This window comes from Clostridium sp. BNL1100 (genome assembly GCF_000244875.1).
Classification (GTDB): Bacteria; Bacillota; Clostridia; order Acetivibrionales; family DSM-1351; genus Ruminiclostridium.
In genome coordinates, this window is record NC_016791.1 from 3,695,450 (window position 1) to 3,720,335 (window position 24,886).

At 35.2% G+C, this 24,886-nt stretch carries 22 protein-coding genes; 6 read left to right on the forward strand and 16 right to left on the reverse strand.

Features of this window, described 5'->3' with window-relative positions; translation table 11 throughout:
- Positions 1–129 precede the first annotated feature (129 nt).
- The gene (locus CLO1100_RS15660; protein WP_014314744.1) at positions 130–900 is read left to right on the forward strand and encodes an AraC family transcriptional regulator; all 771 of its coding nucleotides are present in this window, start codon (positions 130–132) and stop codon (positions 898–900) included.
- Here CLO1100_RS15660 and CLO1100_RS15665 read toward each other — a convergent pair.
- The 5 genes from CLO1100_RS15665 to CLO1100_RS15685 form a co-directional block, all read right to left on the reverse strand.
- Positions 851–2,251 (reverse strand): S8 family serine peptidase, encoded by a 1,401-nt coding sequence (locus tag CLO1100_RS15665; protein WP_014314745.1) that lies wholly within the window; start codon positions 2,249–2,251, stop codon positions 851–853. The two genes, CLO1100_RS15660 and CLO1100_RS15665, sit on opposite strands and share 50 nt — an antisense overlap.
- A gap of 56 nt (positions 2,252–2,307) precedes the next feature.
- Positions 2,308–3,006: an ABC transporter ATP-binding protein gene (locus tag CLO1100_RS15670; protein ID WP_014314746.1), complete on the reverse strand. Its 699-nt coding sequence runs from the start codon at positions 3,004–3,006 to the stop codon at positions 2,308–2,310.
- Positions 2,993–4,438, reverse strand: a complete 1,446-nt coding sequence (locus tag CLO1100_RS15675; protein ID WP_014314747.1) for a hypothetical protein — start codon at positions 4,436–4,438, stop codon at positions 2,993–2,995. Before CLO1100_RS15675 ends, CLO1100_RS15670 begins: the two co-directional genes overlap by 14 nt.
- Before the next feature lie 18 nt (positions 4,439–4,456).
- Entirely contained in the window at positions 4,457–4,783 is a 327-nt protein-coding gene (locus CLO1100_RS15680) for a hypothetical protein (protein WP_014314748.1), read from the reverse strand.
- 68 nt (positions 4,784–4,851) lie between these two features.
- On the reverse strand, positions 4,852–5,178 hold the full coding sequence (locus tag CLO1100_RS15685; protein WP_014314749.1) for a hypothetical protein: 327 nt from the start codon (positions 5,176–5,178) through the stop codon (positions 4,852–4,854).
- A gap of 528 nt (positions 5,179–5,706) precedes the next feature.
- Here CLO1100_RS15685 and CLO1100_RS20845 point away from each other — a divergent pair.
- The 5 genes from CLO1100_RS20845 to CLO1100_RS15705 all read left to right on the forward strand — a co-directional run bounded on the left by CLO1100_RS20845 (position 5,707) and on the right by CLO1100_RS15705 (position 10,636).
- Positions 5,707–5,880 (forward strand): hypothetical protein, encoded by a 174-nt coding sequence (locus CLO1100_RS20845; protein WP_014314750.1) that lies wholly within the window; start codon positions 5,707–5,709, stop codon positions 5,878–5,880.
- Positions 5,881–6,089: 209 nt separating this feature from the next.
- A complete protein-coding gene (locus tag CLO1100_RS15690; protein ID WP_041700302.1) occupies positions 6,090–6,569 on the forward strand; it encodes an SPASM domain-containing protein in 480 nt (159 codons plus the stop codon).
- Positions 6,570–9,626 carry a type 2 lanthipeptide synthetase LanM family protein gene (locus CLO1100_RS15695; RefSeq protein ID WP_014314751.1) on the forward strand — a complete coding sequence of 1,019 codons (3,057 nt, stop codon included), beginning with the start codon at positions 6,570–6,572 and terminating at the stop codon, positions 9,624–9,626.
- 23 nt (positions 9,627–9,649) lie between these two features.
- Positions 9,650–10,375, forward strand: coding sequence for a flavodoxin family protein (locus tag CLO1100_RS15700; protein ID WP_014314553.1), 726 nt, complete (start codon positions 9,650–9,652; stop codon positions 10,373–10,375).
- 66 nt (positions 10,376–10,441) lie between these two features.
- Positions 10,442–10,636, forward strand: coding sequence for a hypothetical protein (locus tag CLO1100_RS15705; RefSeq protein WP_014314752.1), 195 nt, complete (start codon positions 10,442–10,444; stop codon positions 10,634–10,636).
- 156 nt (positions 10,637–10,792) lie between these two features.
- On the opposite strand, the gene CLO1100_RS15710 is transcribed toward CLO1100_RS15705, so the two are convergent.
- The 11 genes from CLO1100_RS15710 to CLO1100_RS15760 all read right to left on the reverse strand — a co-directional run bounded on the left by CLO1100_RS15710 (position 10,793) and on the right by CLO1100_RS15760 (position 24,852).
- Entirely contained in the window at positions 10,793–11,758 is a 966-nt protein-coding gene (locus tag CLO1100_RS15710) for a carbohydrate kinase (protein ID WP_014314753.1), read from the reverse strand.
- Between the two features lie 34 nt (positions 11,759–11,792).
- Entirely contained in the window at positions 11,793–12,815 is a 1,023-nt protein-coding gene (locus CLO1100_RS15715) for an alcohol dehydrogenase catalytic domain-containing protein (protein WP_014314754.1), read from the reverse strand.
- A gap of 18 nt (positions 12,816–12,833) precedes the next feature.
- Complete coding sequence (locus tag CLO1100_RS15720) at positions 12,834–13,847, reverse strand: zinc-dependent alcohol dehydrogenase family protein (RefSeq protein WP_014314755.1); 1,014 nt, start codon at positions 13,845–13,847, stop codon at positions 12,834–12,836.
- Between the two features lie 17 nt (positions 13,848–13,864).
- Complete coding sequence (locus CLO1100_RS15725) at positions 13,865–14,944, reverse strand: erythritol/L-threitol dehydrogenase (protein WP_014314756.1); 1,080 nt, start codon at positions 14,942–14,944, stop codon at positions 13,865–13,867.
- A gap of 50 nt (positions 14,945–14,994) precedes the next feature.
- The gene (locus tag CLO1100_RS15730) at positions 14,995–16,290 is read right to left on the reverse strand and encodes an FAD-dependent oxidoreductase (RefSeq protein WP_014314757.1); all 1,296 of its coding nucleotides are present in this window, start codon (positions 16,288–16,290) and stop codon (positions 14,995–14,997) included.
- A 60-nt stretch (positions 16,291–16,350) separates the two neighbouring features.
- Positions 16,351–17,658: an FAD-dependent oxidoreductase gene (locus tag CLO1100_RS15735; RefSeq protein WP_014314758.1), complete on the reverse strand. Its 1,308-nt coding sequence runs from the start codon at positions 17,656–17,658 to the stop codon at positions 16,351–16,353.
- Between the two features lie 18 nt (positions 17,659–17,676).
- Positions 17,677–19,050 carry an FAD-dependent oxidoreductase gene (locus CLO1100_RS15740; protein ID WP_014314759.1) on the reverse strand — a complete coding sequence of 458 codons (1,374 nt, stop codon included), beginning with the start codon at positions 19,048–19,050 and terminating at the stop codon, positions 17,677–17,679.
- A gap of 83 nt (positions 19,051–19,133) precedes the next feature.
- On the reverse strand, positions 19,134–20,708 hold the full coding sequence (locus CLO1100_RS15745) for an extracellular solute-binding protein (protein WP_014314760.1): 1,575 nt from the start codon (positions 20,706–20,708) through the stop codon (positions 19,134–19,136).
- Between the two features lie 71 nt (positions 20,709–20,779).
- Complete coding sequence (locus CLO1100_RS15750) at positions 20,780–21,676, reverse strand: carbohydrate ABC transporter permease (RefSeq protein WP_014314761.1); 897 nt, start codon at positions 21,674–21,676, stop codon at positions 20,780–20,782.
- Between the two features lie 37 nt (positions 21,677–21,713).
- Positions 21,714–22,682 (reverse strand): ABC transporter permease subunit, encoded by a 969-nt coding sequence (locus CLO1100_RS15755; protein ID WP_014314762.1) that lies wholly within the window; start codon positions 22,680–22,682, stop codon positions 21,714–21,716.
- A gap of 367 nt (positions 22,683–23,049) precedes the next feature.
- Positions 23,050–24,852, reverse strand: a complete 1,803-nt coding sequence (locus tag CLO1100_RS15760; protein ID WP_014314763.1) for a sensor histidine kinase — start codon at positions 24,850–24,852, stop codon at positions 23,050–23,052.
- Positions 24,853–24,886 lie beyond the last annotated feature (34 nt).

Genomic DNA, 24,886 nt, shown 5'->3' on the forward strand with positions numbered 1-24,886 from the left:
AGACTATTATAAATACTCAGCGTACATGACTTGCATAGCTATATCAATAAAAATTTTAGAATATTGAATCGCATAAAGCAATGATATATACTAAGATAAAATTGATTTATTCTAAGATTGGAGAAAGAAATGGCTCATATATACTATGTCGAGTACGATGCTACTCATCCTGAAAGTTTTGTTTTTGATATGCCGGGAGGGCATGACTGTTGGCTGCTGGTTCTTACACAGACTCCCGCACAATTCTGGGTAAATGGAGAAATGGCAGAATACCCTGCAAACAGTGCTGTTTTATACCCTCCTCACCACAAAATACTTTACCGAGCCTGCTCGGACAGATATGTTAATGATTGGGTTCGCTTTGATTCTGCAGAGCCATACCTTATTGATACTGCGATCCCTTTGGGTATTCCATTTCCTTTGACTGATCCGGGATATTGCCACAAGCTGTTTCAGTTACTTGTAGCAGAAAATACTTTAAGCAACAGCTATAGAGAACTTGCTATTGACTATTTGCTTAAAGTATTGTTTATTAAACTTCATGAAGCCTCCAAGTATACGAAAAACTTCATTCAATTTCAATCAATATTGGAATTGCGCAGAAACATTCATAATAATCCGGGGTATCCTTGGAGTGTTCCTGCCATGGCAGAAAGCCTGCATTTGAGTCCAGGCTATTTGCAAGCATTGTACAAAGAAACGTTTGGAATCTCCTGCATGAAAGACGTAATAAATTGCCGTATTCGTTTTGCAAAAGACCAGCTTATACACAGTCCACACACGATTGCAGAAATATCGACTCTATGCGGGTATAACAATGTAGAACATTTTGTCAGGCAGTTTCATAAAATTACCGGCTGTACACCCCGGGCCTTTCGTAACTTGGCGATGCCATCATGAGGCTCTCCTTTTGTAGTATAACAATAGCTCTAAAATTATTATTCTCTATTTTGATATTAAATATTCCTCCATTACATTGGATTACTTTTTTAACATTTTGCAAGCCAATGCCATGATTTCTTCTATCATGCTTTTGTGTTTTGAAAAAATCCTCTTTCTTGTTTGCATGTATGTTGCTGATACTATTTATTATTTCTATTCTTACGTAATCATTTCCTTCTCGTACTGTTATGTTTAAATATTTATCTTCTGTACTTTCTATTGATAATTCTTCAACTGCGTTCTGAATTAAATTTGAAAAAATTGTACATAAATTCACATTATCAACTTTAATACCCCACATGCATTTACCTGTTACATTGATTTTTACATCTTTTTTAATTGATGTAAGATAATAATTCAAAATGATGTCTAATACTTGATTTCCAACACTATAACATCTCTTTTGAATATCATTCATAGCAGACTTTAATGCTTTATTATAATTTAGTCCACCCCAACTACAATTTATTATATCTATGCCCATAGATTCTGCATACTCTATTGCTCTGATAGCATCAGATGTATGTCCTTGCGTGTCGCTAATGAATTTCAATGGCATAATTTTTACATTCGGCGCAACTCCACATATACCTATGTTGTTGCTAGAAGCCGCAATAATTCCTGCTACAAACGTTCCATGAAGATCCTCGGAAAAAGAATCATAAACAGAATTATCATTATTAATAAAATCCCATCCGTTCACATCATCTATATAACCGTTATTATCATCGTCAATGTTATTATTTGGTATTTCCGATTTATTAATATAAATATTATTATGTAAATCCTCGTGATTAATGTATACTCCTGAATCTAAAACTCCAATGATAACCTCATCGGATCCCTGAGTATATGTCCATGCAGGGATAACATTTATATCAACATCTTTAACTCCATAATTACCAATCAGCTGACCATTATTCTTTAATCCCCATTGATAAGAAAAGTAACTATCAGTTGGAGTAATGGTATTATAAACATTCTCACAATTTAATACATAATCTTGTTGAACAAATTCTATATTTTCATCACTTTCTAAATCAGAAATTACACTCTCTAGATCACTTCCACTTACTTTTATTAAATCCATATTATCTTTATATTTTTCAAGGGTATCAATTTTTATATTATCATGTTTTTTATTAATATTTTTATAAACAATATCTTTATCCGTATTGTCTTTATATTTTATTATTAACTTACAATTATCATCATCAGTATTAATTTTTGCTTCGATCTTAAAAATTGATAAATTTATACTTACTGCCATTATAACTAGAATACTGATTGCACTTTTGAATTTTCTCATATGTATTCCTTCCTTTCTAATTACAATTTATTTGCCTTATAAACTTACACTCAATATTATTGCACAACGCATCTACTAAAAAAAATCTCTTCAAGTTGTGTAATATTGTTAGTATTAGGGTAAGAAAATACTTCCCGATTTTGGTCAATAAAAACTATTGTGTCACCAAAATTTGCAGCTAAATCCAAGTTATGAATTGAGTAAATAATTAAATTATTCTTTGATTTGTATTCTATTAATAAATTTTTTACTGTAAGTATACTTTCTGGGTCCAGTCCATTAAAAGGTTCATCCAATATAAGGTTTCTCGCACCTGAAATAAAGGCTCCCATTAAATAAGTTTTTTGTTTCATGCCCAAGGAGTAATCAGCTATATAATTTGACAATTCCGATCCCATTTTCAATTTATTTGCTAATATATCAATCTTATTACTTATTGAGTTTAAATCCTGTTTGTATATTTTTGCTATAAAACTAAAATACTCATAGGCTGTTAGGTTCAGGAACATGTCCTTTCTATCTGGTATAAAAAAATAAGCATATTTGCTATCAAAATTATCATTTGATAAACCATCAATTTTAATGACACCAGTATCCATCATCTTGTATTGGACGATTGCATTCATTAAAGTAGACTTTCCTATCCCATTTACTCCGACTAATGCATATATCTGATTGTTTTCAAAATTATATGAGACACTCTGAAATATCTTTTTTGAATCATAACTTTTACATAACTGTTCAATTTGTATCATATTCCCTCCTTAAGGCAGTTTTGTTAAAGATGGCTGTTGCCATCAAAATTATCATATTAACAATAGCAGATATTTGTAATATATTGTTGGTCTTCAATATCTTAATGGTAAACCAAATCTCCGCAAATAATATCAAACCTCCAAAAATAACTACCCCAAGTTTATTTGGATTACCATGCAATAATTCATTATCACTATTTGACTTTATTGGTGCACTATAATCTAAATATACGCCTAACCATGCACAAATATAGTTTATAATCGTACTATACAAGATAAGTAATGGAATTGAACGTAGATCTTGTACTTCAATGATCAGTCTTATTACGGTATATATCACAATTAACAATTCATTGATCATAAAACTCACAAAAACTTTAGCTCTGAATAATTTTTTGAAATTAATAGGTATTACTTTAAAATAACTTATATTTTCCTTATCGCTTGAAAACGAAGTAGTTGAGATGGCGTTAATTGAGGAAATCAGCGTAACAATAATCATATAATTAACGTTTGCATACTCCGTATTAAATGAGGATATTTTGTTTAATAATATTTTTGTTACAATAATGATTGTAATAACACTTTTAAGGTTAGAGTAAAATAGTATCTCTTTCTTTCTTATTATTCTTTTTAACTCTATAAATAAGTAAGTATCTTTAATTATTACTATACCTTTTTGTGAATTTTTCTTTTTCCTTCTTTTAAAAGAGCTGACTTTGTAATATGTATTAATATAGGAAATTAAAAATAACTTAATTGATATGATTAATAAAACAAATGCTATTACACACATTATCATTAACTTTAACATGCTAAGCTTTACAATAAACGACCATATATTATAAGTATAAGACTTTTGGTGAAATACTATAGAAAATATAATTTGTTTAATAAAAAAGGCATATCCCAAAAAGCAAGAATACTGGAGAGTGATTAAGCGATAGCCAATATTTTTCACAGAAGATGCCATGCATATTGAAAGGGATATAATTAGAATAGTAAAGTCTAGCATTGCTGTAAGAAAAATAGACAGCACTAAACTTTGGAAAAATTCTCCCCATTTTACGTTAAAAATAAAAGTAGAAGGAAAATATATCATAACTATAGCAATCAATTGATATGACATATTTTTCCTTAAAATAATTCTGAAAATATCAATAATTCTAATAGGCAGATACATGAGGTCAGCTATCTTACTATTAAAATAGAGATCATCTATAAACTTATAACTGACAATAAAAAAACTAATAGAAAAACATATTAACGTCAATATTTCCAAGTAATTACAATTTAAAAGACTGAAAGCAGCGCTGTTACCAATAACATACCATATGAAATAGCTAATATACATACCCACCACACAGCATATTAGTGTAATAGGTAATGATTGACGTTTTCCAAAGAGTATGTTTCTAACCGCACGATTCATTTGTGACCTCCATATTTATTATATCATGTTGATATAATAGCCCGTCATTATGACACATAATATTACAAACACAAAAGTGTTAAACTTACCCAATCTGTTTTGCTTAATCAAACTAAAATTAATAACTAACCCTAATATAGGGAAAAGCCATACACCAAGAATACTTGGAACATTATAATTCTTCGCGCCTTCATGTAAAATTGGAATTTGTTCTGGAAGAAATAATAACATTATCGCTGATATAATAAACATTAGAATGTTGATTGCAAAATTAATTTTTATGTAAGTTGCATTATTTTCAGTATAGTTGCTTCCTAACATTTTCTTTAATAATTTTCGTATCATATTTTGCCTCCATAAGATATTCAATAATAAAAAGTTCTTGTGTAATATTCCATCACAATACTACCACATTATACCATATTTATATAATAACCGGTCATTATAATACATAATATTACGAACACAAAGCTGTTAAATTTACCTAACCTTTTTTGCTTAATTAGACTGAAATTATTAACTAAACCTAATATAGGGAAAAGCCATACACCAAGGATACTTGGAACATTATAATTCTTCGCACCTTCATGTAAAATTGGAATTTGTTCTGGAAGAAATAATAGCATAACCGCTGATATAATAAACATTAAAATGTTTATTGCAAAATTAATTTTTATGTAAGATGCATTATTTTCATTATAGTTATTTCCTAATATTTTTTTTAACAATCTTCGAATCATATTCTGCCTTCTAAATATATTAATTATAATATTAATACTAAAATTAAATTTTTAGCACATTATTATGCCAATTCATAGATATCAAACTCGATGGACAGAATAAAACAAATCTCTATTTCTAAACCACAAAGCATTGTCAAATACTGACTCAAATCATACTTAATCCTTCATGTATAATATAAACACAAATTTAGTTATTGAATGTTACAATTTTACTTTTAACTACTTTCCAGTACAACAAATCATCCCATATTCCTGCATTAATTACTTCTATTCAACAAATATTATTGTATTTTATTTCCTTTTATACATTATATTTAAAGTTTTGGTTATTTTCCATAATTATCCCGTAAACGGTCAGAGTACCGTCGTTTACCTTTTTCCATTGTAATTCATCAAAATCCAACTTGTTATTTCAAGCCTCTTGTAGTACAATAAATTTAAGTAATTTTTTGGCAGATATGTGAATAAAACCAAATTTTAAATGTATTTATTGTCTATTTTTAAAAGCGTAGGAGGTTAAATTTTATGACAAATATTCAATTATCAAAAAATGAAGTTAAAGAATTACTGAGAAACGGCTATGGACTCTCTCAAGTCTCAAAATCAGCAGTTGCGGGTTCGGTGTTCCCTATTGACGTCCCTGGCGCATTGATTGGTGGGGTAACACCCGTAGCAATCGTAACAATCGTAGGCGTTTAAAGAGAGTAATATTATATTTTTTATATCTGCCATTTTTTTAAAATCTTATTAGAATATGCTTAATAGTATATTTCTGACATCGCATAGATTTTCAATTTTTTATAAACCAAAAATATTATAATGAAAGTATGGTGTTTCTATTGGGTTGTGTTTGTACAAAAACTAGTAAAAAGTTACACGAGATACTTGAATATTTAGGAGATGATATTATGGGTCATTACGTAGCCTCATCTCCATGTTTACCCGTTGGGAATGCAGAAAACCGCATTAAACCGGAAGATTTATTCATATTTGAAAATTCAATAGACAATAAGTGTTCCGGCTTATCTAACTTGGTTGTTATGCCGGACGGAAGTACATATCCTTGCTGCTACCAGGGCGGCTTCACTCCTGCATTATATTTAGGTTCCGCAAAGGAGTTGCCTTTAACTGAAATAATAAAGAATTTTAACGGAAATATGTATTGTAGAACACTTGAAAACCATGGAGTTAAGTGGTTCGTTGATAAAATACATGAAAATAATCTGCCAATTAAACTTAAAAACGGAGGATATGTAGGCATTTGCGATGTTTGCCATACCTTATTTCATGACCCTGAATATTTAAAATATTATGAGCCGTTTTTAGATATAGAAATGTATAACATCATACAAAGAGAGTTGGAAAAAGACGCTGTCATGGGAGGTTAAATGGACACATACAACCAGTATCAATACATATATGCACTAACAACTAAGGAAAGAGTTGAAGCATTTTTAAATGCAAACATGGATGTTTCTGAGGACCCGATAATAATCGAAGAAAAGTGGTTCAATGTAAAAAGTCTGGTAGGAAAGGACTCATTGGATAAAAAACTTGATTATATGGGTATAACTTATGACCAGTTTGCTTTCTCCATTAAAGATTTCAATAGTTTTGAATCCGACATTCTATACGATTATCTTAAGGAAAGCAAATGGTATAAAAAATATCAGGAAATTATGCTGGACTTCGGCAATTCATATAAATCCGAAAACGTCGTCAACGAACAATTGATACTTCCATTTATAAGATACATAGAAAAAACTATATCTGGTAAAACTTTTAAAAACTTGCAGATTGATGCGGGTGTATTAATTACTTTAGTCCAGAGTATTGCAATTCAATTAAACAAGATTACATGGAAATGCTTAATCATAGAAATGGGAGAATACAAAAATAAAAACTCATTAAATGGTGAGGATGGAAACTCCAGATATCTTGACTTTCTTAATAAAAATTACAAGACCCCTGACCAAATAGAAGAATTTTATTGTAAGTATCCTGTACTGGCAAGATTAATAGTACAGAAAATGCTTGATCTGACTCTGGAAACAGAGCGAATGTTAGATAATATAGATTTAAATTTTCAAAGTATCAGCAATACTCTAAAACTGAAAAGTGCTCATATTACAGAAATCCACGGTTCACAGGGTGATACCCATAAAAGGGGTAAATCTGTTGCAAAGCTGGTTCTTGATAATGGACAGGTTTTTATTTATAAACCACGCAACTCTGATATTGAAAGAGCCTTCAACAAATTTGTCCAGTATATTAATGAAAACAGCAATTTAATGGATTTATACATTAACAAAGTGTATTATGCAAAGGATTTTACTGTTGAAAGTTATATAGAGACCGAACCCTGCTATACGCTTGACGAGGTAAAGGAATTCTACTACAGGTTTGGTGAAATGCTTGCATTAACAAGCCTTCTTCAGGGTACTGATTTTCATAGTGAAAACGTAATAGCTTTTAATAAATATCCTGTTATTGTTGACTTTGAAACATTATTTACCCAATTGAGTTTTTCAGATGAAGAAGAAACAGAATTTGTACTTAAAAACAAAGATAATGACCGCTTAAACCTAGCCGCTACTGCTCTGCTCCCAACAAATGCCTTCACCAATAATGTAGATAAAAAGGGTGTTGATGTTAGCGGTTTGGCAGGAGGAGATTCTGTACCCCTACCTGTAAAAATGCTTGCTATTATGGACTTGTATACGGATAACATGCGCTATGAGTATATAAATATAAGTAAAAAGCAGGATAAAAACAAGCCGGTATTAAATGGAGAAATTCAGTCCTTTCAATCTTTCAAACATGATATATATACAGGATTTGAGGACATTTTGAAATATATTTACATTAATAGAACAAAAATATACCAAATAATTCAGCAGTTGTTTACAAATATTGAAGTACGTCAGGTTCTAAAGCCAACTGCAGTTTATAATGACCTGCTATCCTATATGGACCACCCTAATTATTCAAGAAATATGATATACCTTGAGCGTTTACTTGATAATAATTATGCATACCCCCATAGGAATAAAAAAATCGCATTTTACGAAATAGCGGACATGCATTACATGGAAATCCCTATTTTTTATACTAATACTTCTGAAAATTGCTTAATTACAAGTACCGGAGATAAACTCAGCAATTATTACAAGAAAAGTGCCTTGAGCAGTGTTCTTGATAATGTAAACCATTTATCAATCGAGCTTATAGACTTGGAAAAAAACAAACTGAAAATATTACTGGGAGATTATCTTGAATTAATAAATACAAGGATGAGCCAAATGTCAGGCTCTTTAACAGTTGAAAATCAATTCTGTACCAAAGACGATATATTAAATGTATGCCTTTCCATAGGAAAGAAAATACTTTCAAATGCCTATTTTAGTGAGAGCAAAAAAAATATATCCTGGCGGCATGTGGATGTCACGCAAAAACATCCTTCCGTAGGCTTTATGACTAATAGTCTTTATTCCGGAAGAGCAGGAGTATTATATTTTTTACACTATTTATCTTTGATTTCCCCTGAAAATGAAATCAAAGACTTTACCTGCCAATTATTTGATTGTATTGACTTTATTGGTGAGGACATCGAGCCATCTGTTTATATGGGCCAATCCTCTGCTATTTGGGTAAAAGCAAAACTAAATAAGCTAAAAAAGAGTGATTTAGCTTTAGTTGATATGCTTACAAAACTCAAAACACCATCTACAGCCAAGCTTAATGATTGGTTGGGAGGGACTGCCGGATTTATAAAACTTTTTTATGATATATATCAAAAAGGTATTGAACAAAATTCTTCATTGTCACTTACCCAGCAGTATGTATCCGATTTGTGCCACCAAATCAGTAATAATCAGGTCAATACAGAAAACTCTATAGGTTTTGGCCATGGGAAAATCGGAGTAGTGTATGCTCTTCTTATTGCGGAACAATTTCTGAAAAAAGATTTAAAAAAAGAAATTTATTACTTGCTTGATAAGATTGATAGTGAACTTATTCAATTTACTTCAGATGAATTATCAAATAAACACTCCTGGTGTCATGGGTTTGGAGGACTCGGCATCGGTGCATTAGCCTGCAAAAAGTATATGAAGGATGAAAGGTTTGAAACTTACATAGATAAATCATTCCGTGTAATTACTGAATCTGACCCTGCCAATATGTGTCTTTGCCATGGATTAGGGGGAGATATTGATTTTCTTATCTCAATGTCTGAGCAATACCCGGACAACAAGTATATATCAGAGGTACTACATAGAAAAGTTAGTAAAATTGTTAATTTTTATAAGAAAAATCAACATGTACTGCTTAATGAATTACCCGGTTTCAGGGACTTTGGCATGTACACAGGACTATCAGGAGTAGGATTTATTTTACTAAGATCAATCAGCCCCGATTTAGTACCAAGTGCATTGCTGCTATAATAATTTACTCTAAGGAGAAATTTATGAATAATCAAAATATCAAGGTCTTTGTATTTATCGGTAGTATGAAAGGTAAAAATTCAACAGAATATCAAGCAATACTTAAATTTTTAAATAAAGCGGCATGGAGTAATGCAGAAATCGATATCGTAACAGCAGATAATGCAGACATAAAGCCATGCTTGGGATGTTGCAGCTGTTTTGACTCGGGGACATGCCCACTGAAGCTTAACGATGATATTCTACAAATAAAGCAGAAATTACTTGATGCAGATTTAATTATAGTCTCTTCCCCGGTTTATTTACATCATGTTTCCGGCTCCACAAAAACCTTTTTAGACAGGATATCTCATTGGGCACATACATTTGATTTAATCGGAAAGCGAGCCATCGTATGTTCATCTACTGCAACCTCCGGTAATGAATATGTAATCAGCTATTTGAAGAAGGCTATGTGGGCTTTCGGATGTTTAGTGGTAGGAGAAATAAATGTAAGCCTCTTAATATCAGAGGAAGAATTGTCTTGCCAATTTGATAAAATATATTCCTCTTTATATGAATCGTATAAAAATCCTGAAACCTGCAAAGTTTCAATATTTCAACAACAGTTATTCGCAACATTAAAAAAATCTTATCTCCAAAATACTGATACATATGAATCAAACTATTGGAAGGAACATAATCTCTTTGATTATCCGAAATTTGAAGATTTCCTTAAAGCAAATTTAATTAAAGATTCAGTTATTTAAATTTGGTCAGTACACAGTACAATTCGATCAAATTTAAAATAAAAACTTCAGAAAGGAGGACTACATATGTCACACTCAACTATAGGTTTCGCATTTGAAGATTTAGGTGAGAAGGAAATGGCAGCATCACAGAATGCTTCTTCCAGTGCAAATTCAATTGTAACTATTTACTCACTTACAGGTACATGTCTGCCTTCTATTACAGTAACTATATGTCAGGTAACGGTACCAGTTACCATTACAGTCACTGCCGCTAATTAATTGAAAGTACCTGAATAATGTTTGACAAACACAGCAATCATATTGCGAATGCCCTAACAGTGGATGTACAAGGCAAGCAGCAGATTGTTACATCGGAATTAAAAAAACGCTCATTAAGATACATTTTAATCTTAATGAGCGTTTTTTTGTGAATTTTTACTTGCCATTAATGGCTTCAAAAGCCACCCTGACTCTTACAAAATCCGGGATTGAAGGTATTGCACCTTTTTTCTCGGTACTCATTGCAGCAGCTATATTTGCCTTCAGTACAATCTCAGAAAGCCTATCTTCTGAAATATCATCAAAATTTGCACCGTTATTTAAAAATCCGAATATAAGGGTTCCCCAAAAAGTATCTCCAGCACCCGTTGTATCCACCACATTAGCCGGATACTCCGGGAAAGAACCCATGTACTTATCCGTAGCGTAAACACAGCCTTGAGGGCCCATTGTTATGGCTACAAAACCAAGATCATATTTAAGGAGTTCTTTCAAACAATCTTCAGGCAATGTTTTTCCTGTAACCATTTGTGCTTCCTCAAGAGACAGCTTTGCAATATTAGCATACTTTAGCCCGGATTTCATTGCTGATATTGCACTGTCCACATCATCCCATAAAAGGGCTCTGTAATTTGGGTCAAAGGATATTATTTTTCCACATGATTTAGCATATTCAACAGCTTTTATTGTTGCGAAAAGTGAAGGCTCATGAGTCATTGACAATGTTCCAAAATGGAATACCTTACAATTCTTAATAAGTTCTAAATCAATTTCCTCTTCGGAAAGACGAGTATCAGCACCATGATTTCTATAGAAGCTAAAGCTTCTGTCCCCCTTATCATCTAAGGTAACAAACGCCAAGGTTGTATTATGATTTGGATCTGAAACAAGATTTCGGCAATCTATTGAAAGCTCTAAAAGCTGTTTCTTTAAAAACTCTCCAAACACATCGTTTCCTACCTTGCCAATAAAAGCACACTTTACTCCAAATTTGGATAATACGGCCAATACATTAGCCGGAGCCCCACCCGGGTTCTGTTCAAAGCGTTTTACTGAATCATCGTTGGAACGAATCTGTGTAAAATCTATAAGAAGCTCCCCAAGAGCTACAACATCAATCATAATTCACCCAACTTTCAATAATTATTATAATTCTTCAGAATATATCAATTAAAATCTTCATAGCTAAATCTTTAGATTCTTCAATAAATTTATATGCCTTAAGATAATCTTTAAATGCAAAATGGCGTGATATAAGTGGTGTTACTACAATTTTCTTATTAGCCATAAACCTTATTGCATCATCAAAATCTTCTCTTTTATACATAAGAGTACCACGTAAAGTGAGCTCTCTGTCTTGTACAAGTCCCAGATCGACCCTTGGTATATCCCCAAATACCCCCACCACCATTATAGTAGTACCTTTTCTGGATATGGATACAGCCTGATCCATTGTAGGTTGAATACCAATACATTCAAATATTGCATCAGCGCCATCTTTACCAAAATTCTTTAAAACTGCTTCCTTTAAATCTTCCTTTGCTGTATTAACACAGAAATCTATGCCGCAATCAATAGCCTTTTGAATTCTAAAATCGCTTAAATCAGTGATCATAACACTTTCTGCACCCATTGCTTTTGCAGCCTGAGCTGTGAGATTACCAATAGGACCTGCACCAAACACCAATACTTTTTTACCTTTGACATCTCCTAGTCTTCTTACCGCATGAACTCCTACAGCAACAGGTTCTATAAGTGCCCCTGAGTCAAGATCCAGTTCAGCGGGTATGTGTATAAGCTTTGATTGATCTACCAGGAAATATTCCGCTGCCATACCCTCTGTTTGAAATCCCATTACCTTAAGACTCTTACAAATATGATAATCTCCTTCTCTACACATTGCACACTTACCACAAAATACTTGGGGCTGAACAGTTACTCTATCCCCCGGAGCAAAATCTACAACTCCGGCACCACATTTTTCTACAATCGCTGTAACTTCATGTCCTTGAACAACCGGATATGAGGTATATGGATGTTTTCCGTGATAAACGTGCATATCCGAGCCACATACACCAATCCTTGCCATTTTTATTAATACTTTATTATCTTCTACCAATGGAACCTGTACATCTTCAAATATAATTTCACCGGGTTTTGTCATTATTGCACGTAACATATAATATCCTCCGTTATATTAATATTTTTCAATTCCATTGGGGTAAAAAATAGTTTTAAGACCTGAATTGCCTGATACTATGTCCTCAAAAAGTTTCGGTGCATCATCCAATAATAACTTCTTATCTACAAGGTCTATCAAATTAATCTTTCCGCTTTTAGCAAGGGCAACTGCTTTTCCAAAAGTTTTTTTAAGTGCAAAGCTTCCACAAATCTTTAGTTCACGTTTAAACACTTCATAAGGATTTATTGTTATTGCACTATTATCAGGACATACACCAAAGAAAAGTATTGTACCCGAGTCCTTTACATATTTTATTTCGCCCTCTATAACTCTTGGTACCCCTGTACAATCAATAACAACTTCAAAGGAATTAACCAATCCAAGCTTTTCAAATTCTGACGATGTGTAAGTATAATCTGCTCCGAGTTTTTTTGCCAAAGCAAGCTTATCCTCAAAGAGGTCAACAACAGTAACACTTGCCGCACCATTTATCGCAGCAAGCTGAGAATGCATAATCCCTATTGGTCCTGCACCAAATATAAGCACAGAAGCTCCTAAGGGTATACCTGCCTTTTCCTGTCCATAAACCACACACGACAATGGTTCTACCATTGAAGCCTCAGTAAAGGTTAGTCCGGAAACATCAAATACACAACGCTCCGGTACAGTAAGATACTGGGCAAAGGCACCATGTCTTGTAACACCCACAACTTCCATATCTGAGCAGAAGTTCTGACGATTTTCCTTACATGCCTCACATGACTCACAGAAAATGTTCGGATCTGCTGCAACACGCTGCCCAACCTTAAACTTAGTAACATTTTTTCCAGCGCCTGCTACTATTCCAGAAAATTCATGACCCGGAATTCTTGGATAGCTTCCAAAATATTCACCCTTATATATGTGAACGTCAGTACCACAAACACCTGCGGCCTTAACCTCAAGCAATATCTCATCATCAGCAGGAACAGGTATTTCAGCATCTCGTACTATACCCAAATTAGGTTTTTCAATAAAAAAAGCTTTCACGATGTAACCCTCCTTTTTTATTTAAAGGTAATTGCAACTTTAAAATCACCGTATTTTCCAGAAGCGTAATCAAAGGCTGTTTCCCAATCTTCAATTGAAAAGGTTTTTGAAACAAGCCCATTTGTTTTCAAATTACCATTTTTGATATTTTCAATTACAAATGGGTAGCAGTATGGACTTAAGTGGGAGCCAAGTAAATCAAGCTCCTTTCTGTCACCAATAATTGACCAGTCTACTAGAGTTGGTTCTCCAAATACACTGAATTCAACAAAACGTCCTAATTTTCTTATCATGTTAAGCCCTTGGATAACGCTAGATGGGTGTCCTGTAGCTTCTATATAAATATCACAGCCGTAACCTTCGGTCAGCTTCATAATTTCTTCCACCACATTAACCTTTGATGGATTCCAAACTATATCTGCGCCAAATTCTTTTGCTTTTTCCAGACGCACATCAACCATATCAAGTACTATTAGTTTTTGAGGATTTTGCATTCTTGCATATGTTATCATACCAAGACCAAGAGTTCCTGCACCGGAAATAACTACAACATCATCATTTCGAATTTGTGCTCTGTCTACTGCATGTTTGGAACATCCATAAGGTTCAATTAACAGAGCAGCACTAAGAGGTATTTCTTCAGGTACTTTAGAAATCACGCAGGTTTTAGGGAATCTTACATATTCAGCCATACCACCGTTATTACCTTTTTGAAATCCAAAAATTGCATGGGGCTGGCACATCCAATATCTACCCGTCTTGCAGAATTTACACTCTCCGCATGGAACAATCTGATCTGCTATAATTCTTTCTCCAATATGAAATTCCTTTACATTTTCGCCTACTTCAACGACATGACCTAAAAATTCATGTCCAGGGATAAATGGTGGTTCTACCCATGCCGGTTGGTTATCATCACCCCAATACATAGCTGCTCCATGTTGGCATTTTAGGTCACTTGCACAAACACCGCAGCCTTCTGTTTTGATGATGATATCATCTGGCCCACATTCCGGTGTAGGATAATTTGTTTCAAATCGGTAATCCCCTTTTCCATAGGCTACTAAAGCTTTCATTGTTTTTGGTACATTACTCATAGCGCTTCTCCTTTTCATTTATAGGACGTTTAACAAATTGTTTATGTTAATTAAATGATGGCACCCTGCTCTATCAACTTTTTCACCAGCAGTTCAGTGTCCATTCCGGACATGGAACAATTATTCTGTAAACTAATAGCTGCAGCCGTACCTGCGGCCTGACCCATTGCCATACAGGTTGCCATAACTCGAATTGACCCGAAAGCGGAGTTATCGGCACAAACACAGCGTCCGGCAGTAATCAGGTTCTCACTGTTTACAGGGACAAGTACACCATAAGGTATATTGTATTCTTGTTTTAAACTAATGCAGTCCTGTTCAATACTATCTGGCTTATGAATATCTATTACGTGAGTTCCCTTTGCAATAGTGTCCTTAAATTGCTTTGGATTGAGTACATCGTCTGCTGTCATCTTATACATTCCGATTATACGGTAGGTCTCACGTACGCCGGCCTGTGTTCCCGATTTTAGAAGCCAACAATCTTTGAAGGCGGGAAAATTCTCACGCATAATATTTATTACTTTGAACAGATTTTCACGCAAACTGCATTCAGTCCTTGTAAATTGTTCGGGAGAGCTTGCATCAGTGCTTTCACGTAACAAATTAATAGTAACAATACCATCTCTAAAATGCCTGCTTATCCAAGGCCCCCCAAATATCGGCATCTCGCCTTTTTGGTTAAGCTCACTCAATCTTCCTCGTATTTCAGAACTGATAGGCATTTTTTCATCTACGGCATCAACAAATAAATCTTTGAGTGCATCAGTATCTACACCGCCAAGTTGAAACCAGAGAGACGCAGGCTGGAGTTTGGTTTCCTTGGTAGTTTCAAATCCTGCTGCCCGAACCAGATCTGCATCACCTGTACAGTCAATGGCAGCCTTACATTCATATGCGACCCGTCCAGCCTTGTTCTGTACAATTACATGACTAACCTTCCCATCTGTCATAACACAATCTGAAAAATAAGTATGATATAGCAGCGTAACACCACTTTCAAGGAGTAATTGCTGAGCTGCCAGTTTGAACATCTCATCATCTACAGGAACATTTCCGCTATCTTGTGTAACGTCAGCCCCATTCAAATCACTTATTCTCTTCATTAGCTCGAAAGGGATTCCATCTATAATTAGCTTCTTCTTTTTCTTGAATATACTAATAGGAGTTACAAGAGCACTTGACGCCATACCTCCTACAAATCCATAACGCTCAATCAATAATGTCTTTGCACCGTTTCTGGCTGCAGCAATTGCTGCAATAATACCGGAGGGTCCGCCTCCACATACAATTACATCGTAGCTATCTATAACTTGTATTTTTTTTTCGTTTTCATTAATAAACATAAATCCTCCTTGCAGTGCTCAATAGTTATATGGCTAAAATTATAGCTAAAAGAAGACAAGTTAATCGAAAAGCTCAACTCCCCGTTCACTCAAAATTTTCTGGACGTCTTGGAAATTAATTTCACGAGGTTCTATAGTCTTTTGCGCCGCTAAGGCAGCTGTTATGCCGGCTGCCTCCCCTATAGCCATACAGATTGACATAACTCGATACGAAGCATGTGCACGGTGTGTACCCGAAATACATCTGCCCGCAAGAACTAAACCATCTAAATTCTTTGGGATCAAACTGCGCAAAGGAATATCATAAGGAATTACTTCCTCCGGCACTCCTTCAGCCTGTGCACTACCTGCCGGATTATGAATGTCTACTATAAAGCTTGCCTTGTGAACAACAACATCTTCGAATCTTCGTCCTGTACTAAGATCTGAGTCTTGAAGCATATATTGTCCGATAAAACGACGAGTCTCACGAACTCCCAGAGTGTTTGCCGTACTCTTTACAAAACAATTCTGATAACCATCAACATACTTTCGCAGAAAATCAGTTACAGCATCAATCTGGGCACGTAAATCGATTTCTGCTCTTTCCAAATCATCGCTTAACAGTGCAGAAATGCCGTTTGACTGTGTTGTGTTGATAACACGTTCACCGTGAACTGCTGTGCGAAATGAACGTACAGATGCTGCATTAGGCGGCAAATGTCCTTCGTTGCAAAGTCTGGTTGTATAATCAAGGAATCTTTCACCTTTATAAGTAACATGGTCAAGTTCGCCTATACAAGTTAGTGCATCGTCTTCAACACCCTGTAAACGGAACATCAAAGTAACAGGTTGTAACAGGGAATCTTCTTCACGCCCCATTTCATATTCTGCACCTGCAAAATAAGCAACATCACCGTCACCGGAAGCATCAATAAAGGATTTTGCCCGAATTACCTTCATACCTGTCTTTTGAGAAATGACAATACCTGTAAGCCTTTTTCCATCTGTTATTGTATCGACAACAGGGGTTTGTAAATATATCTTAACACCCGCTTCATGGGCAAAATCTATAAGCACGCGCTTTGCTTTTTCAAAGTCGTGTGTTTGTTGAGTAACACCTGTTTCGTCGCTGTCCGGAACACCAAGACGTACAATAAGCTCATCCCGCAATGTTCCTCTTGATACACTTCCGAGAATTGGTGCAACCGCACCATTTGTCAAATTACCTCCAAGCGTACCATAACGCTCAATTAATGCGGTTTTTGCCCCCATTCGAGCCGCTGAAACAGCTGCACAAATACCAGCAGGGCCGGAGCCGATGACAACAACATCAAAATGTGCTGCTACCTCTAAAGATTTCTGATATGATACTGATTCGAAACTCATGTCTGTATCCTCCTATGTTTAGTCGCCTAAAAATGCACCTTGCTCTTTCAATATTCCACGAAGCTCGTTTACATCAACATCAGCCGGGAGTTTACCTTCCTTAATAGCTAATGCGGCTGCAGTTCCAGACGCCTGACCGAATACAATACAGCAAGGTATCATACGGGTAGCTGAACCGGCTATCGCATCAGCTGAGAGTGAACGCCCTGCTACAAGCAGATTACTTACACCTTTTGGTACCAAGCAAGTGTACGGTACACCAAAGTAAGGGCCTTTTTCTAAGGTATAATATGTTCCACCCGGGTCGCTCTTATTGTGAGTATCCATATTTGTTGCCAGAACAGCGATGGAGTTTTCAGGTACACGACAATTTATAACATCGTCTGATGTGAGCTTATACAGACCTTCAATATGACGAGTTTCACGGATTCCTATTCTGGCAGCTGTACCCATAAACTTTGCATTCTCAAAACCAACAGCGTATTTCTTCATAAAATCGAATACTTTATGCACCTGCTTCATACCGATTAATTCAGCCTTGGTCAGATCTTCTGCATTGGTTCCGTCAATATCTAAAATACGGGTTACATTCAAACGATATTCACCGGGTTCAGGACTTTCAAACAGACACACCTCTGCACGAGGAACATCTCCCCATTCCTCCTGTTTTTCCCTAATCAGCCAGCTGAATGGGCCATAGAAAGGGCGAATCTCATCCTCATGCTCCTTAATATGCGCCTTCAATCTTTCTGAATCAACATTGCAAACCCGGAAAAACATTGTCGCAGGCTGCATGTTGCCATCATCTATGTTACCTAGTTCATATTTTACGCCAGACCTTGCTGCTACATCTGCATCACCTGAACAGTCGATTATAATTTTTGCACGTATGACGGATATTCCCGATTTGTTGGCAATCACCACTCCAACAATCTTATCATCTTCTTTTAGTACATCTATAAACCGGGTATGCAAGAGAAGTTCTGCACCAGCTTCAAGAATCATGTCTGAAGCAACCATTTTGAAAGCCTCGTGATCAAAGGGGCCTACATGGTCATGACCAATTTTATAGAATCCTGCACGAGATGTTCTGGATCTTACTTCACTGGGCTGAATGGCACCACCCATTTCAACCATGCGATTTACTATTTCTTCAAAGATACCTTTTATAATCTGCTTTTCACTCTTTGCATCATATACAGTCATAAAAGGGCCTACCAAACCGTTAGTAGCCTGTCCTCCCACGCAGCCGGAATCCTCAATTACTAACGTCTTTGCACCGTTTCTTGCTGCACATATAGCTGCTCCTATACCTGCAGGGCCTGCACCAACAACAAGAATATCTATATCACGATAAACAGGAAGTTCTTTTTTATAATTTATTTTGCTCATGCTCTTTCTCCTTATCATATATTTCGTTATTTAGTTTTGTAGCAGCCCCATTGGGACTGCTACAAAAAATGCACTAGATATATTTACTTTTTACCATAGAACTCGTTATACCAATTCTGCATTTCTGTTCTTATCTTCTCACCGCCACTATTTGCCCAGTCTGACTGGAAGGTTTTGAGGTCACTAATTTTCTTAGTTCCGCCAATAAGCTGGAGGGTGAAGTCGCTGGTAGCTTTAAATAATGACTGATTATATTTGGAGTAATTCTCTAATGAAGGCATGAATGCGAAAGTATTATCTACAAAAATATTTGGTGTCTCTTTATTTGCTTTGTTAGTAACTGCATCGAATGCAGCCCACATAGCATCACTCTTTCTAACACGAGAAGGCCACTGTTTTGCAAACTCTGCCTCGTTAGTACTGTTAAGATACCAATAAGAATTACCGCGTTCCTCTGCAAAGATAGGATTAATTGGTTTTATGGAACCATCAGTATCATAGGTAAAGTGTGTACCTTCAACACCGATATTCAAGTAGAGCTGATTTTGTTGCTTAATGTTAATCCAGTTAACAACATGCTCAGCCTTATTGGAACTCTTTAATATACAGGTTACCTGATTAATTGCTTCAGTCTTCATGTATTTGCAAGTGCCATCAGAACCTGCCAGTGCACCTATATAGCCAAGATCTTCGTTTTTAAGGCCTAAACCATCTTTACCTGTCATAATTGGAGTAGTAACAGCAACACCTACACGGTTTGAAGCTGCAATTATTGCTTTTCCTGCAGATAATTTCTCATTTACCGTGGTTGTGTTGTTAACCGCCCAATCACGATCTATAAGTCCCTCGTTTGATAGTTTTTGCATGAATTCAATCATTTTAGAGAAATTCTTATGTTCAGTCATGTAGTAAACTTTACCGTTTTCATCAACCATCCAGTCATTATAAATACCAAATGCAGAAGTTATACTCTGTGGGATATCCCAGTTAACTGAAGCTTCTGAAGCTGCACGGAAAGGGCCGGTGAAGATAATATATTTATCTCCATAAAACTTTTTAAGAGTAACAAGGGTGTTATAGAATTCGTCTATTGTTTTTGGGAGTTCATTAATACCAGCTGCTTTCATCAAGTCCATTCTTGCTACCATGAATGTTGTTACTTCAGTTGGGTACGGATATTTGTAAGGAATACCATAGATTTTACCATCTGAACCTGAACAAGCCTTCCAGGAATCTTCATTTACACCTTTGAGGACATCCTGACCATACTGATTAAGCAAATCAGAAAGAGGCTTCAATGCACCTTGTGAGAGCAGCGTTTGGAACTGGGATACACTCACCTGAATTACATCATAATCAGCGCCCGATGCAACTTCCATAAGGAGTTTTTCGTCTGCATTTTCAGCTGGAAGTACGTTGTACTTAACTTTGTAACCGGTTTTCTCTTCATAGATTTTTGCCATACCGTCAGTATTCGGATCAAAGCTGACGTTATAGCCAAGATACTTAAGTTCCGGCTTTTCACCATCCAGAGCTTTCGCCTCAGAATTGCTTGCTGTTGAGGTGTTACTTGGAGTGGAATTACTGCTCTGTCCACAAGCTGCTAAGCTAGACACAATCATCAAAACCGCAAGAAACAATACAAAAATCTTCTTCATAATTTCCCTTCCTCCTTTTTATTTTTATCGGTCTCCCGATAAACTACAATGTGGAATAAAATTAAATTTGGTTAACCTTTAACTGAGCCTATCGTAATACCTTGAACCATATATCTCTGAACCAATGGATATAATGCAACAATAGGTATTAGTGAAAGAACAACTACTGCTGAGACAATTCCATCAATTGAAACATTAGAGTAATTACCTGCTACAAGACGCTCAACAATTGTCTGTGTATTACTTATAGTATTATAGGTAAATAGCTGCAAGGTCTGCATTTCAGTACTATTGGTATACATAACTGCGTGGAAGTAGTTGTTCCAATAATTAACGGCATATAACATAGCTACTGTTGCTAAAACAGGTGTAGACATTGGACATACAATGGATATCAATATTCTTATATCACTGGCACCGTCAATTTTTGCTGATTCTTCAATACTTTCAGGCAAGCCTTCAAAATAATTTTTTACAATGAACATATTAAAATGGACTATAAAAAACGGAAGTATCAGCGCAGCAAATGTATCAATAATACCTAGGGTACGAACAACCATATATGCAGGAATTATTCCACCAAAGAACACCATGCTGATAATGTATAACATAATAAATACTTTACGACCTTTGAATGAGGGCTTAGATAATGGGTACGCAGTTGTAATTGTTACTACCATACTGATGATTGTACCTAAAACCGTAACAATTATCGTATTTTTAAGGGAATGTAAAAATGTAGTCTCTTTGAGAACATATTTCATTGTTTCAAACTGTATATCAACCGGCCAAAATAACACAGAACCCGATGTAACAGCGGATGCACTACTGAATGACTTAGATAGCACATGCAAAATAGGAAGTATCGCACACAGTGCAAGTATACTCATGATAATGTAGGAAATCACTATCATAACCTTCTCACTTGCTTCCAGCGGAGTGCCCGTTTTCTTTTTCTTAATAAACATAGTTTTCACCTCTGACAAGAATATACTTTAAAGTTAATTACCAAATGCTTCTATGAAGTAACCTCTTGCAAATAGAATTTGCACCAACAATTAAGATAAATGCTACAACCGAATTAAATAAACCAAGTGCAGTTCCTAAGGCAAAATCTGATTGACCTAAACCCATACGGTAAACATAAGTTTGGATTACATCCGCTACATCGTATACTGTTGCATTGTAGAATACGAGAATCTGTTCAAAGCCGGTATCCAGGATATACCCTACCTTAAGAATTAACATCAATACTATGGTAGATGCCATTCCCGGCAATGTTATATGCCAGATTTGACGTAGCTTGGAAGCACCATCCACTCGAGCTGCTTCATAGAGTGAAATGTCAATACCTGTGATAGCCGCCAAATAAATTACTGTATTCCAACCGACTTCTTTCCAGCCCTCAGTAAAGACTAACAGTCCCCGGAATACGTTTGTATCCGAGAAAAAACTAATCCTTTCAAACCCGAAGGAAGCTAACCCGGTGTTTACAATTCCATAAGTTCCTAGCAAGGAATAGAAAATACCAAATGTGACAACCCATGAGAAGAAATATGGAACATATATTGCGGTTTGTGCCAGCTTACGATAAACTTTATTACGAATTTCGTTTAGTAAAATCGCACATATTATAGGAATTGGGAATAGGAACACAATCTTATAAAGGTTAATAATCAAAGTATTTAAAAGGACTTTGATAAAGGCTGAACTTGCGAACAATCGCTCAAAATGCTCCAATCCTACCCATTCGCTTTTTGCAATTGCATCCAACGGATTATTACCAGCAAAAATACTATAATCTTTAAACGCAATTGTAATACCATACAGTGGCAAGAACTTATAGACTATCAAAAAGAATAGTCCGGGGAGCAACATTATATACATGAGATAATGCTCTCTTAAATATGCTCCGAATTTAGAATGCTTTTGTATTTCGTTTTTTGCTTTTGATTTTGAAGCAATCATTTTCATAGTATTATTCCTCCGAAATTGCCTGTCAGTAGAAACTTTACATAATAGAACATTTTAAAATGTGTAGAATATAGACTTTGAAAGCTTTCAGTGCAAGTTTGTATTCAATCTATGCTATTATATTAGCATACAAACATTCCAAGTTGAATGACTCAATCTTCTGATTTCTTATCCAAAACTGTTATATTTGCATAAAAATATGTTCATTTCGGGATAGAATTTATAGAAATAGCACTAAAAAAAGTCGATATATAGAATTAGAGACTGGTAGAATATACTACAGATATAGTATTCTACAGTCCCTATACTCTTTTTATTTTCAGTTACTATAAATCTTACTAACACCATAGAGTTCTTTACTATATATTCACTCCTGCTCCATGTATCTCAAGGGTAACGACAGGATAACAGTTGTACCTATATTCAACTCCGAGCTTACCGTGAGTCCACAATCATCCCCTCCGAACAGCTTAAGTCTTTCATCTACATTCCCAAGGCCATAGCCCTTTGTACTGCTATTTTCTTGGTGCAAGAGCCTTTCCAGCTGCTCTAGACTCATTCCCTGACCATTATCCTTAATAATGATTTCTAATTTACCGTTTTCCTCTTTTGCGGTAATTACAAGCCGCCCGTCGCCGGCTTGTTTGTTGAGAATTCCATGGTTGAGGGCATTTTCAACTAACGGCTGCAGAGATAATTTAGGAATAAGACACTCCTTGAGATTATCTTCTATATTAATATCTATGGTGGAAATATTACTAAACCTTTTTTGCATAATTCCTATATAAGCCTGAATCAGCTCCAATTCATCATGAAGCGTAACAACATCTCTGCCTTTGCTCAAGCTTAGGCGGAAATATTTTGAAAATGCGTTAATCATCCATATACTGTCTTTCTTATGATCCTCCAATATCATCCACTTTATGGCATCTAAAGTATTGTACAGAAAATGGGGATTTATTTGTGCCTGTAAAGCTTTTAATTGATAATCACGTGCTTTCAATTTCGCTTCATATGATTCTTCCATTAACCTTTTGATAGTAACAACCAATTGGTTAGCATTATTCTCCAGTAATGCAAGTGATTTATTATTATTCTGTGAAAAAGTACTATCGACTTGATCAATACCCTCATTGTTAAGTACCATGATAGCATTATTTATTCGTTTTATGGTATTTTCAATAATACTGGAATATATCAAAATCAATGAGATTAAAAAAACCGCTACAACAGCAATAATCAGCAGGGCACGCATAACATCAAATGAAAAAACATCAGAGCCGTAAACCGCAGTTGCAGGAAGTCTCATAACAAGGTACCAGTCCGTTGCACTCAATTTTGAAAATGCCACAAGATCTGCATTTTGACTCATACTTCCGCTCAAATGTCCTGTTTTATTCAGCAAAACAGCGCTCAGTTCAGTAGCGGAAAGGCCATTTTTACCAATCAAGGCTGAATCCGGATGGGATATTATAACTCCATCTGAATCTACCAGGTAAATTTCCTCATCTATGCTTATGCCCGCTGAAAATATTCTGCTGAGCTTGGTCTCTTCTATATCTAATTGTAGTATACTTGCAATTTCATCATAATTTGTTTTACTGGAAATTGTCATACGGCAGGATATAATATTTGTTAACCCTCTTCCCTCATAAATACGCGAGCCATAGGTTTTGAGCCAAACAACACCCCTTTGGTATATTTCACTGGATTGCTCAGCAAGCTCCGGTAAAGAATAAAATGTTTCCTGCTGGTTTGCATAAATTTTACCGGAAGGCACATATAAACGTACTTTACTTATCATGTGTTTTCCTTCATACGCCGAAACCAGAGATTTTAGTTCATCGTATTCTTTTAACTGAGTTTCAACACTTGTACTGCCACTTCGTACGTAAGGATAGGCTGTACTAAGAATTGAAAGTGCACTCTCAGAAATCTGTTCAAAACGGTAATCTAAATTGTTTTTTATTTGACTGACCGCCAATTGCATATTGTTTGAAAGCTCATTCTCAATGATATTTGCCGAATGAATGGAATACAAATACACAATAATTGTGAGCGGTATAACTACACTAAAAGCAAAAAGGGCTATTGCTCGTTTTGATAATCGCATATTATCACTATATATAATTAGTTTGGAAATCTTCTCGCGTAACTTAATTCGATTCATAGATAATTCCTTTCTGTACGCCGATTTCTTATGC

Coding starts and splice junctions, on each gene's coding strand:
- CLO1100_RS15745 (WP_014314760.1), bottom strand. CDS start 20,708: ATGAAGAAGATTTTTGTATTGTTTCTTGCGGTTTTGATGATTGTGTCT.
- CLO1100_RS15740 (WP_014314759.1), bottom strand. CDS start 19,050: ATGAGCAAAATAAATTATAAAAAAGAACTTCCTGTTTATCGTGATATA.
- CLO1100_RS15755 (WP_014314762.1), bottom strand. CDS start 22,682: ATGAAAATGATTGCTTCAAAATCAAAAGCAAAAAACGAAATACAAAAG.
- CLO1100_RS15675 (WP_014314747.1), bottom strand. CDS start 4,438: ATGAATCGTGCGGTTAGAAACATACTCTTTGGAAAACGTCAATCATTA.
- CLO1100_RS15670 (WP_014314746.1), bottom strand. CDS start 3,006: ATGATACAAATTGAACAGTTATGTAAAAGTTATGATTCAAAAAAGATA.
- CLO1100_RS15695 (WP_014314751.1), top strand. CDS start 6,570: ATGGACACATACAACCAGTATCAATACATATATGCACTAACAACTAAG.
- CLO1100_RS15730 (WP_014314757.1), bottom strand. CDS start 16,290: ATGTTTATTAATGAAAACGAAAAAAAAATACAAGTTATAGATAGCTAC.
- CLO1100_RS15750 (WP_014314761.1), bottom strand. CDS start 21,676: ATGTTTATTAAGAAAAAGAAAACGGGCACTCCGCTGGAAGCAAGTGAG.
- CLO1100_RS15660 (WP_014314744.1), top strand. CDS start 130: ATGGCTCATATATACTATGTCGAGTACGATGCTACTCATCCTGAAAGT.
- CLO1100_RS20845 (WP_014314750.1), top strand. CDS start 5,707: ATGACAAATATTCAATTATCAAAAAATGAAGTTAAAGAATTACTGAGA.
- CLO1100_RS15735 (WP_014314758.1), bottom strand. CDS start 17,658: ATGAGTTTCGAATCAGTATCATATCAGAAATCTTTAGAGGTAGCAGCA.
- CLO1100_RS15690 (WP_041700302.1), top strand. CDS start 6,090: ATGGGTCATTACGTAGCCTCATCTCCATGTTTACCCGTTGGGAATGCA.
- CLO1100_RS15725 (WP_014314756.1), bottom strand. CDS start 14,944: ATGAGTAATGTACCAAAAACAATGAAAGCTTTAGTAGCCTATGGAAAA.
- CLO1100_RS15760 (WP_014314763.1), bottom strand. CDS start 24,852: ATGAATCGAATTAAGTTACGCGAGAAGATTTCCAAACTAATTATATAT.
- CLO1100_RS15705 (WP_014314752.1), top strand. CDS start 10,442: ATGTCACACTCAACTATAGGTTTCGCATTTGAAGATTTAGGTGAGAAG.
- CLO1100_RS15710 (WP_014314753.1), bottom strand. CDS start 11,758: ATGATTGATGTTGTAGCTCTTGGGGAGCTTCTTATAGATTTTACACAG.
- CLO1100_RS15685 (WP_014314749.1), bottom strand. CDS start 5,178: ATGATTCGAAGATTGTTAAAAAAAATATTAGGAAATAACTATAATGAA.
- CLO1100_RS15700 (WP_014314553.1), top strand. CDS start 9,650: ATGAATAATCAAAATATCAAGGTCTTTGTATTTATCGGTAGTATGAAA.
- CLO1100_RS15715 (WP_014314754.1), bottom strand. CDS start 12,815: ATGTTACGTGCAATAATGACAAAACCCGGTGAAATTATATTTGAAGAT.
- CLO1100_RS15665 (WP_014314745.1), bottom strand. CDS start 2,251: ATGAGAAAATTCAAAAGTGCAATCAGTATTCTAGTTATAATGGCAGTA.
- CLO1100_RS15680 (WP_014314748.1), bottom strand. CDS start 4,783: ATGATACGAAAATTATTAAAGAAAATGTTAGGAAGCAACTATACTGAA.